The organism is Bacillus sp. PAMC28748 (assembly GCF_014250415.1).
GTDB classification, from domain to species: Bacteria; Bacillota; Bacilli; order Bacillales; family Bacillaceae; genus Bacillus; species Bacillus licheniformis.
Genome location: NZ_CP060192.1, coordinates 2541892 through 2554961 on the forward strand (window position 1 = coordinate 2541892; position 13070 = coordinate 2554961).

Genomic DNA, 13070 nt, shown 5'->3' on the forward strand with positions numbered 1-13070 from the left:
TTTTTTATGAATCTGTGCCGGGTTCTTGAAACACCCAAAGCTTGTTTCCGGTAAAGTTGATGGCCATTCCTGCGACTGTTGCGGACATCTTGCTGATAAAAAGGGACAGGCCGGCTTTTTGAAAAATGTACAGAAGGACAAATGTAGCGCCCGCTGCTGCAAGATTGATCATGATAAACCGGACGATTTCCGCGCCATGCGCTTTTTCTTTTACTTGAAACGTCCATGTCCGATTCCAGATATAGCTGTTTGCCACGCCTGCCGAATAGGAAAACAACTGTGCGGCCAGGTAGGGGACGTGGAGCGACGTAAGGAGGAAAAACACGACGAAATCAACGAGTGTGTTCCCGGCTCCGACTGTCCCGAAACGAACGAGTGTGGGGATGTTTTTTTTGTTCATAACGGCATTCGGCTGTTACCTCCCGTCTATTTTGTGTAGGGCTTTGTAAAAGCTTAGAAACAACTTTAATAGACAATGTTGAATAAACGATAAACAAAAGATGAACAAACTATGAAATGTTTTCTGAGGAAAAGAAAAACCGTTCCGCTTAAAAAGCGGAACGGTTACTTTTTGACCATTTTGACATGGGGAATATTCGCATCTGAAAATTCTTCAGACACGACTTTATAGCCGTGTTTTTCGTAAAAGGGAACAGCCTGTGTCTGCGCGTTCAGCATAAATTGAGACGCGCCTTGCTTGGCGGCTTCCTCTTCAAGCGCCTGAATGATCAGGTTGCCGACGCCGAGGGAGCGGTGGCTTTTCAGCACACAGATTCGTTCAAGTTTGCCGTAGCCGTCGACAAGCCGGAGCCGGCCAGCGCCGATCGGCTCTTTTTCGTCATAGATGACGAGATGTGAAGATTCCTGATCAAGATGATCCATTTCTTCTTCCGGTGATACGTGCTGCTCCTTGATAAAGACTTCCTTTCTAACAAAGAAGGCGTCTTCAAGCTGTTGTTGATTCTTCACAATGACGGCTTCCACTGGCTTTCTTCACGCTCCTAAAATAAAAGTTTCATAGACGGTCCATGATCCGTTGTCCAATTGGTAAAGCAGGTGAAAGCGGTCGATGACTTCTTCGTGTGACGCGTCTCTCATTTTCAGCGTGCCGAGGACGTCGGAATGCTCATCATCTGACAGCTTTTGTGCGACTGTGACATGGGGAACAAACGCGTATTCGGGTTTGTCTTCCAAAACGCCGCTGTACATTTTTTCATGAAGCTGCATCAATTCCTCTGTCGGTTCGGCTTTCATGTAAATGACATTATTGACGGGGGCAAAGGAACTGAATTTTGTAATCTTCAGCGTGACCGGTTTCAGCTCTTTTGAAAGCTCTCTCAAGTGTCGGACGACGCCTGAGATCTCGTCTTCAGACACTTCAAAAGGCGTTCTTAATGTAAGGTGGGGCGGAATTAAAGCGTAATTCGGGTCATAGCGTTTTCGGTAGGAATTTGCAATGTCCTGAAGTTTTTTTGATGGAAATAGCACAATACCGTATTTCATTTTGTTCCCTCCTTAAACAATTGATATGGTTTAGTATATCAAAGATGGGCCGATATACAGAGAGCTACAGCATTTTTTTTAAAGCGGGGGTGATGAGCGGCTGCCAGTACGTCCATTTGTGATCCCCGTCAAAAGCTTTGAAATCGTAGTTTGTCTGCTTTGATTCAAGCAACTCTTTTAATTGCTCATTTGGACCTGTGAAATCCAAAATTTGATCATCGGTCGTTTTGACGGCGGTTTCCTTCTCGCCGATTTGGTGGCAAATTGAAATAAGCTGCAGGGAATCGGACTGTTTCACTTTATCGAGAACATGGCGGTCTACATAAGGTGACTGCATAATGACGTTCCCGAACATATTCGGGTAGTCAAGCGCCGTCATGAGAGAAACCGTTCCTCCGAGCGAATCCCCTATCAGCGTCCTGCCTGATCCGACTTGATATGTCGGATACTCTCTGTCGGTGAAAGGGACGAGTTCATTTGCCAAAAAACGTTTATACGCTTCGAATTTTGACCCTTCCGGATGGTATGTAAGCCTTCTTTCCTGTACGTTTTTGTACGGAATGCCGATGATGATGCTTCTTTCGATTTCACCGTTCGCCAACAGTTCTTCAACCTGTCTGCTGATGCGCCCGAGCCGGAAATAGTCATGTCCATCCTGTGCGATGATCACATGATATTTGTAAAGCGGCGAGAAGGAGGACGGCAAATAGACGAGAAGCTCCATTTCCTCGCCGAGCTCTTCCGAAAAAAGCTTTTTCTCCTGAATGACTCCTGTTTTCATAGCCAAGGTGAATTCCTCCAGAAATAATGTTTGTGAACGTTTCCATTCATTGTAACACGAAATTCTCTTGTGAAAGAAGCGAAAAGGGCTGCCGAACTGTTCGGCAGCCGTGATTTTTTATGATCGTTTTTTTTCGTACCAAGGCATTGTCGGTCTATCGGAGGGTATCCGTATCGCTCACGGTACCTTTTTCTTTCCGCTGTGAAATCCCGCCGGCTTTTGCCGCTTTCGGGATTGTTGGTTATAATGGACGATGCATCGCAGCGCATCTTCGGCACAAGGTCTTCCCAGCAGCCTTTCAATTTTACGAGGCGGATGATCAAATTCATGCTTGATGTCGCCTGAAGGAATGACAGCCTAAGTCAACGGCGCACTGCACCATTTTCGGTCCGATGAAAGGTACCGTTTGAAACCGGGCGGGCGCTTTGATGTATGCGGCGCTTTTCAAAGACGAAGCGAGCGATGTGCAAGGAAGGACAGATCACATATGCCGCGTTTCTTTTTTTTATCAGATGCCCCCTTTTATAGATACAGGTCGAACATGTTGACGTCATAGCCGAGCTGTTTTAAATAATTAAACAGCTGGGCCCTGTGATGGAAGATGTGGGTGAGCGTTTCCGTCAGCCAGCGGCTTTGGGTCATCCCTTCATCGAGGTAAAACGGCTTTGTTTTTTTTGTCAAAAAATCCTCGTCGGAGAGGGAAGTCATATACGTTTGAAAAGCGTCGAATCCTTTCTGCATAGCTGCAGCCATTTGGTCAGCCGACTGCAAAGCACCATATTTCTTTTCAATCCGGGCGATGACGTCCTCTTCCTTTTCCTGCATGATGGCCAAGTCGGCTTCTGGGATGGCCGTCAGATGGCTTGCCAGTTCTTTCAGGCTTCGCATGCGGTCGGCGGGCCGGTAAGACCAGTCAGATTCCTTCACTTTTTTCAGAAGATGACACGTGGAGCGGATGCCCGTCTCCAATTCGTGGAACAAATCGCCGCGCAGCGCTTGAACTTGATTCATTTGCTTCATCCTTTCCATTTGCTTTTATTCTAAAAGTATCACCTAATCCTGACAGGTCTTGTCATGATTCTTAAAAAAAGTCAGCCGTACCTCGCTAAAATGTCAGCAGCCTTCCGTTTCAGATGAAGCTTGATTTCCGCGGGTTCTGTTACAGTTACCTCAGCGCCGAGATTCCACAAAAGTTCTCCGAAATACTCAAGTTCAGACCTGGGGATACTGGCATCGATCGCCCCCGTTCCGTCATCCCGCATGGTGAGGATCTTGAATAAATCCACATCAGCCGCAGCCCGCCTGGCTCCTCTACGTGTCAGTTCCGCTTGCAGCCGCACCGGTTCAGGGCACTCGCTCTCCGAATGTTTGATCCAGCTGAGAACTGATGGATAGGGAAGCTGGCGGGCCTGCCCGCTGTCCGCTTTTTCCGCACGGAGGATGCGGTCGGCGCGGAACAGTCTGAACGCCTGCCTTTTAAAGCAATAGGCCGGACAGTACCAGAAGCCGTTCCAGCTGTATAAGCCGATAGGCTGGATGGATCTCTCCGTGCACTCGTCAGTTCCGTCATAAACGACCGTCAAAACGGATTGAGTGACGGCTGCGTCAAGAAGCGTCTCTAAATGTTCGGCGGCTTTTGGGCGATGCGGATTCCAGAACACGATTCTGTCTTTCATCGCATCAATCCGCTCCTGTGTTTCCGGGGGAAGGTGGCGGTAGAACTTTTTTAAAACCATCCGCGTTTCCGCATCAAAGGGGAGCGATCCGAAAAACTGCAAAGATTGATACGCGAAAAACATAGCCGCCGCCTCCGATTGTGTGAAAAAGAGCGGCGGAAGCACCGGCTCATTCAGCAAATAATAGCCTCCGTTCGCGCCTGTTTCAGAATAGATCGGAACGCCGAGTGCGCTGAGCTCGTCCAGATCGCGGAGAACCGTGCGGTAGGAAACTCCGAATTCCACCGCGAGCTCCCCGGCCGTAAATTTTCGTTTTGTATGAATGGTCATCATCAATTCGATTAAACGCTCTGTTTTGGGCATCTGATTCCTCCGGTTCCGTCATTTGGTTTCATCATACCATGTTCAATATAAAGAAAGATTTAAAAATGACCCTTGAAAAATGTCTTGAATTAGGTTAAAGTAAAGAACAATCAGAATATTGAAGAGATTCTTATCACGAGAGGTGGAGGGACTGGCCCTTTGAAACCTCAGCAACCGGTCTGCACTGACGACGTCAGTGCACCAAGGTGCTAAATCCAGCAAGCGGATGCTTGGAAGATAAGAAGAAGCGAATAATCCCCCTTCTTCTTATGAAGAAGGGGTTTTTACTTTTTAAAGGATGGTGTCATATGACTGAACATGTACAAACAACGCTGGCGCAAATCGGCAACCGCAGTGACGAAATAACCGGAACCGTCAATCCTCCCGTTTATTTCTCTTCTGCGTACAGGCACAAAGGAATCGGGGAATCCACAGGATTTGATTACATTCGCACAAAAAATCCGACAAGACAGCTTGTAGAAGATGCAATCGCGAAACTAGAAGGGGGAACGCGCGGCTTTGCGTTCAGTTCTGGTATGGCTGCCATTCAGACGATCATGGCTCTGTTTCAAAGCGGGGATGAGCTCATCGTTTCATCCGATTTATACGGGGGAACATACCGCCTTTTTGAAAACGAATGGAAGAAATACGGACTGCGCTTTTTATACGATGATTTTTCAGACGAAGACTGTATCAAGTCGAAAATCACGGACAATACGAAGGCACTGTTTGTAGAAACGCCGACAAATCCGCTCATGCAGGAAGCAGACATTCAAAAAATTGCGCAAATCGCCAAAGAGAACGACTTGCTGCTCATTGTCGACAATACGTTTTATACACCGGTTCTGCAAAGGCCGATTGAGCTAGGCGCTGATCTTGTCATTCACAGCGCGACGAAGTATTTGGGCGGTCATAACGATCTTTTGGCGGGGCTTGTCGTCGCAAAAGGCGAAGAGCTGTCTGAGGAAATGTTCCAGCACCAAAATGCCATCGGCGCGGTTTTATCGCCGTTCGATTCGTGGCTCTTAATGAGAGGGTTGAAGACGCTCGCTCTTAGGATGAGACAGCATCAGGAAAACGCGCGGGAGCTCGCGGCCTTTTTGGAAGAGCAGGAGGAAATTGCCGATGTTCTTTATCCGGGAAAAGGCGGCATGCTGTCATTCCGCGTTCAAAAAGAAGAATGGGTCAATCCGTTTCTAAAAAATCTCAAGACGATCTGTTTCGCCGAAAGCCTCGGCGGAGTCGAAAGCTTCATCACCTACCCGGCGACACAGACCCACATGGATATCCCGGAAGACATCCGAATTGCAAACGGCGTCTGCAACAGGCTTCTGCGCTTTTCAGTCGGAATCGAGCACGTCTCCGATTTGAAGCAGGATCTCAAAGCTGCGCTGGAAAAAGTGAAAGGGGAGGCGGTTCCGCATGAGTCATGAAAACTGGACGCTTGAAACAAAGCTTGTTCATAACCAAAATAAAACGGACGGAGCAACCGGAGCCGTCAGCGTGCCGATCCAGCACGCATCAACCTTTCATCAAGATTCTTTTGACAAATTCGGCGAATATGACTACAGCCGGTCAGGCACACCGACAAGGAAGGCGCTTGAAGACACGATAGCCGAGCTTGAGGGAGGGACGAGAGGATTTGCTTTTTCATCCGGCATGGCTGCGATTTCCACCGCCTTTCTGCTTTTGTCAAAGGGCGATCACGTGCTCGTCACAAAAGATGTGTACGGCGGCACTTACCGGATGATTACGGAAGTGCTGAGCCGCTTTGGGATTGAACATACTTTCGTCGATATGACGGATTTAAATGAAATTGCTTTAAACATAAAGGAAAACACAAAAGTCATCTATCTTGAAACACCGTCAAATCCGACGCTCGGCATTACGGATATTAGAGGGGTCGTCAAGCTTGCCAAGGCGCACGGCTGTCTGACGTTCCTTGACAACACGTTCATGACCCCGGCGTTGCAGCGACCGCTTGAGCTCGGCGTCGATATTGTGCTTCACAGCGCGACGAAGTTTTTAAGCGGACACAGCGACGTATTATCAGGCCTTGCCGTCGTGAAAGACAAAAAGCTCGGCGAAGAACTCTATAAGCTGCAAAATTCGTTCGGCGCTGTTCTCGGCGTCCAAGACTGCTGGCTTGTGCTGAGAGGGCTGAAGACGCTCCAAGTGCGGCTTGAAAAAGCAAGCAGGACGGCTCAGCAGCTCGCCGAATTTTTCGAAAAACATCCGGCCGTCAAACAAGTGTATTATCCAGGGCTGTCTTCGCATCCGGGTGCATCGATCCACAAACACCAGGCGAACGGCGCAGGTGCGGTCCTTTCTTTTGAACTTGAGGATGCGGAAGCAGTCAAACAGGTTGTGGAAAATGTCTCTCTCCCTGTCTTCGCCGTCAGTCTTGGAGCTGTGGAGTCGATCCTTTCTTATCCGGCAAAAATGTCGCACGCCGCCATGCCGAAGGAGGAGCGCACAAAACGGGGCATTACCGACGGACTTCTGCGCTTGAGCGTCGGGGTCGAAAATGCCGATGATTTACAGGCGGACTTTGCCCAAGCGTTGGAAGCCGTATCCGGAGCGCTTGCCCGTTCATAAAAGAAGGCGCGGATTCGTCAAGGAATCCGCGCCTTTTTTTGCCATTTATAACAGGGTGGAAAACCATGTGCCCAAGAAGGTGCCGACATAATTGCCGATCAGATATCCGAACGTCCCGACCAGCATTACGGGAGCAACGAGGCCCCGCCAGCCTTTGGCAATCGCCATCGCCGCCGCTGTCGTCGGTCCGCCGACAGATGCGTTGCAAGCCAAGAGAATTTCATCGAGCCGAAAACGAAACAGCTTTCCGCAGAAGAGCGATACGAGCAGGTTGGACATGGCAATCACAAAGACAAATGCCAGGAGGAGCGGGGCGTTCATGAGGATGATCCGCAAATCCGCCGGAATGCCAATCACGACAAAGAATAAGTAAATCAAATAAGTCCCGATCTCCTGTGAGCCGCGCAGCCGTTCAAAATAGCGGGGAAACACTACCGTTAGCAAAATTGTCAGCGTCGTCAGCAGCAGGAACTGGTCGCCCAGAATAAAGGCAAGAAACTGAAATCCGCCGTCAGAAGAAAAACGTTCCTTGAAAAAAGCCGCTGCTTTTACAGACACAGCAACGATCGCAAAGGCGGTTCCGATGTTTAAAGCGATGTCCTGCAAGGAGATGTCTTTTCTCTTCCAATAGGCTTCCGCCTGATTTTCGCGGCCGCCCGCCACTTCCTGAACGCCGAAGCGTTTTTGAAACCATGTTAGCGCCGGTATCCCCATTAAAATGAAAAAAAGAAAAGCCATCATAAAATTATCCGCAACCACCGTCGATGATACATACTCACCGGGAGTTGAGAACTTGGCGGCCATCGCTGCAAAATTCACGCCTCCCCCGATATAAGAGGCGCTGATCATGCCGCCGATTTTATCAAGGTGCGGAATCTGATCCTTAAACAGAAAAAAAGCAATGACGCTTCCGGCCGCAGTGCCCAGCGCGCTGATGCAAAACATCATCAAAAGTCTGCCGCTTTCTTTCAGGATCTTCCGCACATTGATTTGAAAAAGCAGCAAAGGAATCGCAAGCGGAACAACATAGGACCACACCGCATCATAGAAGGGCGACTCGGCCGGAAGAATCCCTGCATTAGTAAACAGCATCGATCCGCCCAGTGCCAATACGGCCCCCGATACAGCGGCAGCCCAGCGAAACCGCTGCTCTAAATAAATACTCACAGCAGCCCACACCGCGATAAATCCCCAAAGCACCCACACGTCATCCGGTGAAATCAATGAAGAATTCATAAAAAAACCCCCTGTTTCCGGTTAGTGTTTTGAATTATCTGATAATTAAATAGTGTAAAACGGAATGCCTAATTGATCAATGATCATAAAAAAAGTCACCATGTTGACAAAATTGCAGAAAGAGGGTATTGTACATTTGTCAGCATGTTGACTATATTCAAAGGAGAGAACAAATGGATATCAACGGCTTAATCAACGAATTACATTTGATGCAGCAAAGCTATGCGACATTGTTTTCGGTTGTCAATAAGGTGCAAACCCGCGGTGACGAATATATGGAAATATTAACTGCCAGGCAACACATGGCGCTCATCGCTATCGCGCATTTGCCGCCTGAAACTGCCACGCTTACGAATATCTCCAAAAAGCTTGGCACAACCAAACAGACCGCCAACAAGCTGATGACTGGTCTGGTCAAAAAAGGCTATGTCAAATCAGTGCCAAGCCAAAAAGACAAACGCTCCATTAATATTGAAATGACCGCTGAAGGAAAGAAAGCGCTGGTGGAGTGTTCCGAAAGGTCCGTCTATTTCCTGGCCGACTTGTTTCAGCAATTTACATCCGAAGAGGTTGCGACATTTTGGCGGCTGTTGCAAAAGCTTTACCGTTTTGACGGTGAGGAACATGACGGTTTTGAGGAGAATGCAAACATTCAGCTTGGCGTGGGGAATTCGTTAGATACAGAAAGGATTCTCGGAGAATTTGAGAAACGCCGCTATGGAGGAGAAAACGATGAAAAGTGATCTTTATGTAAAAGCAACAACTTTTAAAATCAAGGCAAAGAAGAAGTTCTATCATGCAAAAGATAAATTCCGCCAGACAAAGGAAACCATTCGCCGCGGCACAAAATTAGACAGGACAGGCCCCTTTTTCTCAAGCTGCATTGCTCTGATCATTATTGGATGTTCCTGGGGGACAAACGCAGAATGGCTCGTCTGGTTAGGGGCCGCAAGTCTTTTAAGCAACGTTTTATTGCTGTTTGCAACATTTTTTCGCCGTAATCAAAAGTCAATTTGACATTCATTGTGCGTCTAATGGATCGTATCGTAGATCAATCAATGACTTGCGACAAGGATGTTCAGAAACTTATTGAATTGTAGAATAGTGATTTCAAAGACAAGAAGCCAGTCTTGTCTTTTTTTAGTTGAAACCTCATATTTCCATATGCGTATAAAGAAAGGGAGGTGGAAAAGTGAAACAGAACAAAAGAGAACAACTTGTTAACCTGTTTAGTGTGTTAAAAGAAAAAGGTCAGATCAACGCGGCAGTGCTAGTCGCTGAAGACGGAGACATTCTTTATCAAGGCGCCTTCGGATATGAAAACTTGGCAGATAAGCGTTTATTGCAGGAACATTCCTTATTTGAATTAGCATCGCTATCCAAGCCGTTCACTGCTTTGGGCATCCTTCAATTAGCCCAGCAAGGGGAATTGAAAATCGAGGATCCCGTAGAACGGTGGATAACCGGGTTTCCCTACCAGGGCGTAACGATTCGCGATTTATTGACACATACGTCGGGTCTGCCCGATTATATGGAGTGGTTTCTACAACATTGGGATCATAACAAGATTGCTGTTAATCAAGATATCGTTGATATGCTGATGAATCATCATCCGCAACGCTATTTTGCCCCGGGTGAAGGTTGGCTTTACAGCAATACGGGATATGTGCTGCTTGCGGTTATCATTGAAAAGGCATCAGGTCTGAGTTTTGCAGAATATATGAAAAAAAACATCTTTGAACCGGTGAAAATGCGGAACTCAAGGGTTTATAACAGAAGGCTGCAGCCTGAAACCATTGAGAACTATGCGTATGGATATGTGTATGACGTGCATACAGCACAGTACGTTCTGCCTGATGACCTTGAAGAAACAAAATATGTCTGCTATCTTGACGGGATTCAGGGGGACGGAACCGTAAACTCAACCATTCATGACTTATATTTGTTTGATCAAGCCTTATATACAGATTGTTTGATCAATCAAGTCTCAAAAGAGCTTGCTTTTTCTCCCGCGTCTCTGAAAAACGGAGAGTCTATAGATTACGGGTGTGGATGGGTGCTTCGGGATAGTCCTGAAACAGGGAGAATTGTCGGTCACAGCGGCGGCTGGCCAGGCTATTCAACCGTAATGATCCGATATATCGATCAACGAAAAACCTTCATTTATTTGAGCAATGTGGAACAGGATGATGAATATGAACAGGCCATCTTTGAAGCCGTTGAAAATATCCTGTTTGACAAGGCCTACAAAATCCCTGATCGCCCTGCCGATAAAAAGAAAAAAGAGATCGATCCGGCCATTTACAAAAGATATGTCGGAAGTTATTCACTTCAGGATGGCACCGCCGCTGATGTGACAGTTGATAAGGGCCGGATTTATATGCAAATCACCGGACAGATCCGTTTTGAATTATTTCCAGCCTCGGAAACGCGCTTTTTTCTCAGGTCATTGTCTGTTGAAGTGGAATTTATTTTGGAGGATGGTGTCGCAACCCGGTTGATTATTTATCAAAATGGCGCAGAGGAAGAAGCGGTGCGGATAGTGGAAGCAAACAGCAAGGTATGACCGTTTTGATTGAGCGTTTGGCGGCCTGTGTCTGTTGTCTGTCAGAAGGAAATTTATCGTTTGAAGGTTGACTATGCAATTCGGGGATATCTGCCCGGCTGAATTTCCTGATGAGCATCAATCGGATATTCATGGTAAAGGTGCTCCATCTATAAGGAGGTTAATGAGGCTGAACAAATTTAACCTGTTGAAAGAGCCCTGGGTGATGAATATAGTGGCATGATCATTTTGGGATAAAGCGTTTATATGGAACTGCTAAAGCAACAGAAAAAACCAAGCAGAAAACATCTGCTCGGTTTAATAACTAATACTTCGGCCAACCTTTAGAATCCCAGTTTAAATCATTGATCAGCAGCTTAGGCGCCCCGTTGTCAAGCGCATCATACCCATGTCTGACGATGATGTTGCCGTTCACTATATCCGCGCCGCCCGGGCCCTTCCACTGGTCGTTTCCGGAGTCGAGGATTGTGCCTCCGCCTTCCGTCATTTTCTTGCCGCTTTTGTCATAGTAAGGCCCCGTGATTTTTGTCGAGCGGCCGTAAGCGATTTTATACGTGCTGTTCACACCTTGGCAGCATTTATCGAACGAAACGAATAAATAATAGTAGCCGTTTTTATATGTGATAGACGGCGCTTCAACCGCTCCTCCATTGTTCGGCCTTGATGCGATGGAATAAAGCTTTCCTGTAGGTTTCATCGTGTTTTTATCAAGCTTTGTCAGCTTGATGCCGCCCCAAAATGATCCGAAGGACAGCCACGGATTTCCTTCTTTATCAATGACTAACTCAGGGTCGATCGCATTATAATCGTTCGCAGGCGTTGTCCGGATGACAAGCCCGTCATCGCGCCATTTTCCGGTAGAGAGTCGGTCTGTTGAAGCCAGTCCGATCACTGAATTTTTCGAGCCGAACGCTGATACCGCATAATAAAGCCAGTAGCGTCCATTATAATAGCTGATATCAGGCGCCCATTGGTTTTCTTCATGGTTCGGCACGTACTTTTTCCACCATGATAATGGAGTTGCAAATATGCTTGGCGCTGCGCTCCATGTTTTTCCGTCTGTCGATTTGATGACGCGGATTCCATTGCCGATACCCGTGCCGAATGTATACCACGTATTTCCTTCTTTAATCATGGAAGGATCATGAATAATGTTGTCTCCTTTTGTATCCCAAAAAGCCGCTGATGTTGGTTCAGCCGCCGAGAAAATAAGCAGAAAAAATAAAATAAAACCAGAAATGATAGTCTTAGCCACAGTTGTTCTCCTTTCAAATTTCGATGTCTTTAACATTCGGCCCTCCCTTTTGTGAAATATTTCCCAACAAGACGAACTTTATTTTAGCAGGGATTGGCTGTCTCTCAATCAGCCAAAGGACTTGTTTTCTAGTCCTAAAATAAAACGAAAAAACCAGAAAATATCCATATTAAAAAAACAATCACCTAAAAGTCATTTCATCGTCTGAATGTAAAAGGGATGATGTAATTATTTTGGCTTATATTGGAACATTTTAGGTTAGGTGAATTATCAAAAACTTTGAGATGTTCGTGGAGAAAATAAAAAGCGTTGGAAGAAGAAGCACGGTCTCCCCTCGAATATTTTCATTAGCCCCGGAAGGTGAATGACACTTTTAGTTGATTTAGTGGGTTGAAATTGATAATATGAATTTGAAGATAGACTGTCAAAATAATGCATCACAAAAGACGCAGGCGCGTCATCTACGTACGGTTTATTAAACGTTCAGGTGTATTTTTTCTATAAGAAATGCATAAAATAAAAAAGACCCGACTGCGCCAACAGTCGAGTCGAGTGTACAAAGCGGCCCAACAAGGGCTTGGCTCAGTCATTTTAAAATAGACTTTCCCTATGAACTTTACCAGGGCTCAAGGGAAGTCTATTTTTCTTTCTTCGACAACACGGCAATTAACATGCCAAAAGCAATCATTAACGAGATTGTTTCGAATGTCGTCATAAGCATCACCCCCTTTCATAGGGGATGAGCCAGCTTCCCTTGAGTGAGCCGAAACTTTGTACAAAGAATATTTTACCATACCTCTTTCAAACACTGAGGCTGTTTTTTGATGTTGAGGCGGGATAGAGGAGAATTAAATAAAACGAAACACAAAAACGGCAGGAATTCCATTGGAAATCCTGCCGTTTCGATTTGGTATGATTCCGACTGGGCTCGAACCAGCGACCTCTACCCTGTCAAGGTAGCGCTCTCCCAGCTGAGCTACGGAATCATGATATGTAACACTGGGTATTTGTTTTGCTGACAAGTTCTATTATATGCAGATTAGGTGGATTCGTCAACAGTTTTTTTGATTTTTTTTGAGAACTGGGAAAGAG

14 protein-coding genes, 1 tRNA gene and 1 riboswitch are annotated in these 13070 nt (G+C 46.5%); of the genes, 5 read left to right on the top strand and 10 right to left on the bottom strand.

The genetic code is table 11. The features are described from left to right. Positions 1-4 precede the first annotated feature (4 nt). From H7F26_RS12955 to H7F26_RS12980, 6 genes are all read right to left on the bottom strand, one after another. Positions 5-400 (bottom strand): GtrA family protein, encoded by a 396-nt coding sequence (locus H7F26_RS12955; protein WP_011197785.1) that lies wholly within the window; start codon positions 398-400, stop codon positions 5-7. Between the two features lie 164 nt (positions 401-564). Then, on the bottom strand, positions 565-984 hold the full coding sequence (locus tag H7F26_RS12960) for a GNAT family N-acetyltransferase (RefSeq protein ID WP_009328797.1): 420 nt from the start codon (positions 982-984) through the stop codon (positions 565-567). Between the two features lie 9 nt (positions 985-993). After that, positions 994-1503, bottom strand: a complete 510-nt coding sequence (locus H7F26_RS12965; RefSeq protein ID WP_009328796.1) for a YjcG family protein — start codon at positions 1501-1503, stop codon at positions 994-996. Between the two features lie 64 nt (positions 1504-1567). Then, the gene (locus H7F26_RS12970; protein WP_009328793.1) at positions 1568-2290 is read right to left on the bottom strand and encodes an esterase family protein; all 723 of its coding nucleotides are present in this window, start codon (positions 2288-2290) and stop codon (positions 1568-1570) included. Between the two features lie 516 nt (positions 2291-2806). Further along, positions 2807-3295, bottom strand: coding sequence for a DinB family protein (locus H7F26_RS12975; protein WP_011197787.1), 489 nt, complete (start codon positions 3293-3295; stop codon positions 2807-2809). Positions 3296-3375: 80 nt separating this feature from the next. Continuing rightward, complete coding sequence (locus H7F26_RS12980) at positions 3376-4323, bottom strand: helix-turn-helix transcriptional regulator (RefSeq protein WP_009328787.1); 948 nt, start codon at positions 4321-4323, stop codon at positions 3376-3378. 127 nt (positions 4324-4450) lie between these two features. Further along, positions 4451-4567: riboswitch (SAM riboswitch) on the top strand. 64 nt (positions 4568-4631) lie between these two features. Here H7F26_RS12980 and H7F26_RS12985 point away from each other — a divergent pair. Both H7F26_RS12985 and metC read left to right on the top strand, forming a co-directional pair. Beyond that, on the top strand, positions 4632-5756 hold the full coding sequence (locus H7F26_RS12985) for a methionine biosynthesis PLP-dependent protein (protein ID WP_009328785.1): 1125 nt from the start codon (positions 4632-4634) through the stop codon (positions 5754-5756). Beyond that, positions 5746-6921, top strand: coding sequence for a cystathionine beta-lyase (metC, locus tag H7F26_RS12990; RefSeq protein WP_009328782.1), 1176 nt, complete (start codon positions 5746-5748; stop codon positions 6919-6921). The genes H7F26_RS12985 and metC overlap by 11 nt, the downstream gene beginning before the upstream one ends. A gap of 45 nt (positions 6922-6966) precedes the next feature. Here metC and H7F26_RS12995 read toward each other — a convergent pair whose 3' ends face one another. Further along, positions 6967-8157, bottom strand: a complete 1191-nt coding sequence (locus tag H7F26_RS12995) for a DUF819 family protein (protein ID WP_011197789.1) — start codon at positions 8155-8157, stop codon at positions 6967-6969. Positions 8158-8330: 173 nt separating this feature from the next. Here H7F26_RS12995 and H7F26_RS13000 point away from each other — a divergent pair, with 173 nt between their 5' ends. From H7F26_RS13000 to H7F26_RS13010, 3 genes are all read left to right on the top strand, one after another. Then, positions 8331-8900 carry a MarR family winged helix-turn-helix transcriptional regulator gene (locus tag H7F26_RS13000; RefSeq protein ID WP_011197790.1) on the top strand — a complete coding sequence of 190 codons (570 nt, stop codon included), beginning with the start codon at positions 8331-8333 and terminating at the stop codon, positions 8898-8900. Further along, complete coding sequence (locus H7F26_RS13005; RefSeq protein WP_009328774.1) at positions 8890-9174, top strand: hypothetical protein; 285 nt, start codon at positions 8890-8892, stop codon at positions 9172-9174. Before H7F26_RS13000 ends, H7F26_RS13005 begins: the two co-directional genes overlap by 11 nt. 175 nt (positions 9175-9349) lie before the next feature. Further along, on the top strand, positions 9350-10723 hold the full coding sequence (locus H7F26_RS13010; protein WP_017474216.1) for a serine hydrolase: 1374 nt from the start codon (positions 9350-9352) through the stop codon (positions 10721-10723). Positions 10724-11027: 304 nt separating this feature from the next. Here the strand turns inward: H7F26_RS13010 and H7F26_RS13015 are convergent, their stop codons facing one another. From H7F26_RS13015 to H7F26_RS13020, 3 genes are all read right to left on the bottom strand, one after another. Then, a complete protein-coding gene (locus H7F26_RS13015) occupies positions 11028-12014 on the bottom strand; it encodes an arabinan endo-1,5-alpha-L-arabinosidase AbnA (RefSeq protein WP_009328769.1) in 987 nt (328 codons plus the stop codon). Positions 12015-12615: 601 nt separating this feature from the next. Further along, a complete protein-coding gene (locus H7F26_RS22160) occupies positions 12616-12699 on the bottom strand; it encodes a putative holin-like toxin (protein ID WP_016885898.1) in 84 nt (27 codons plus the stop codon). 192 nt (positions 12700-12891) lie between these two features. Next, positions 12892-12964, bottom strand: a tRNA-Val gene (locus H7F26_RS13020). Positions 12965-13070: the final 106 nt, after the last annotated feature.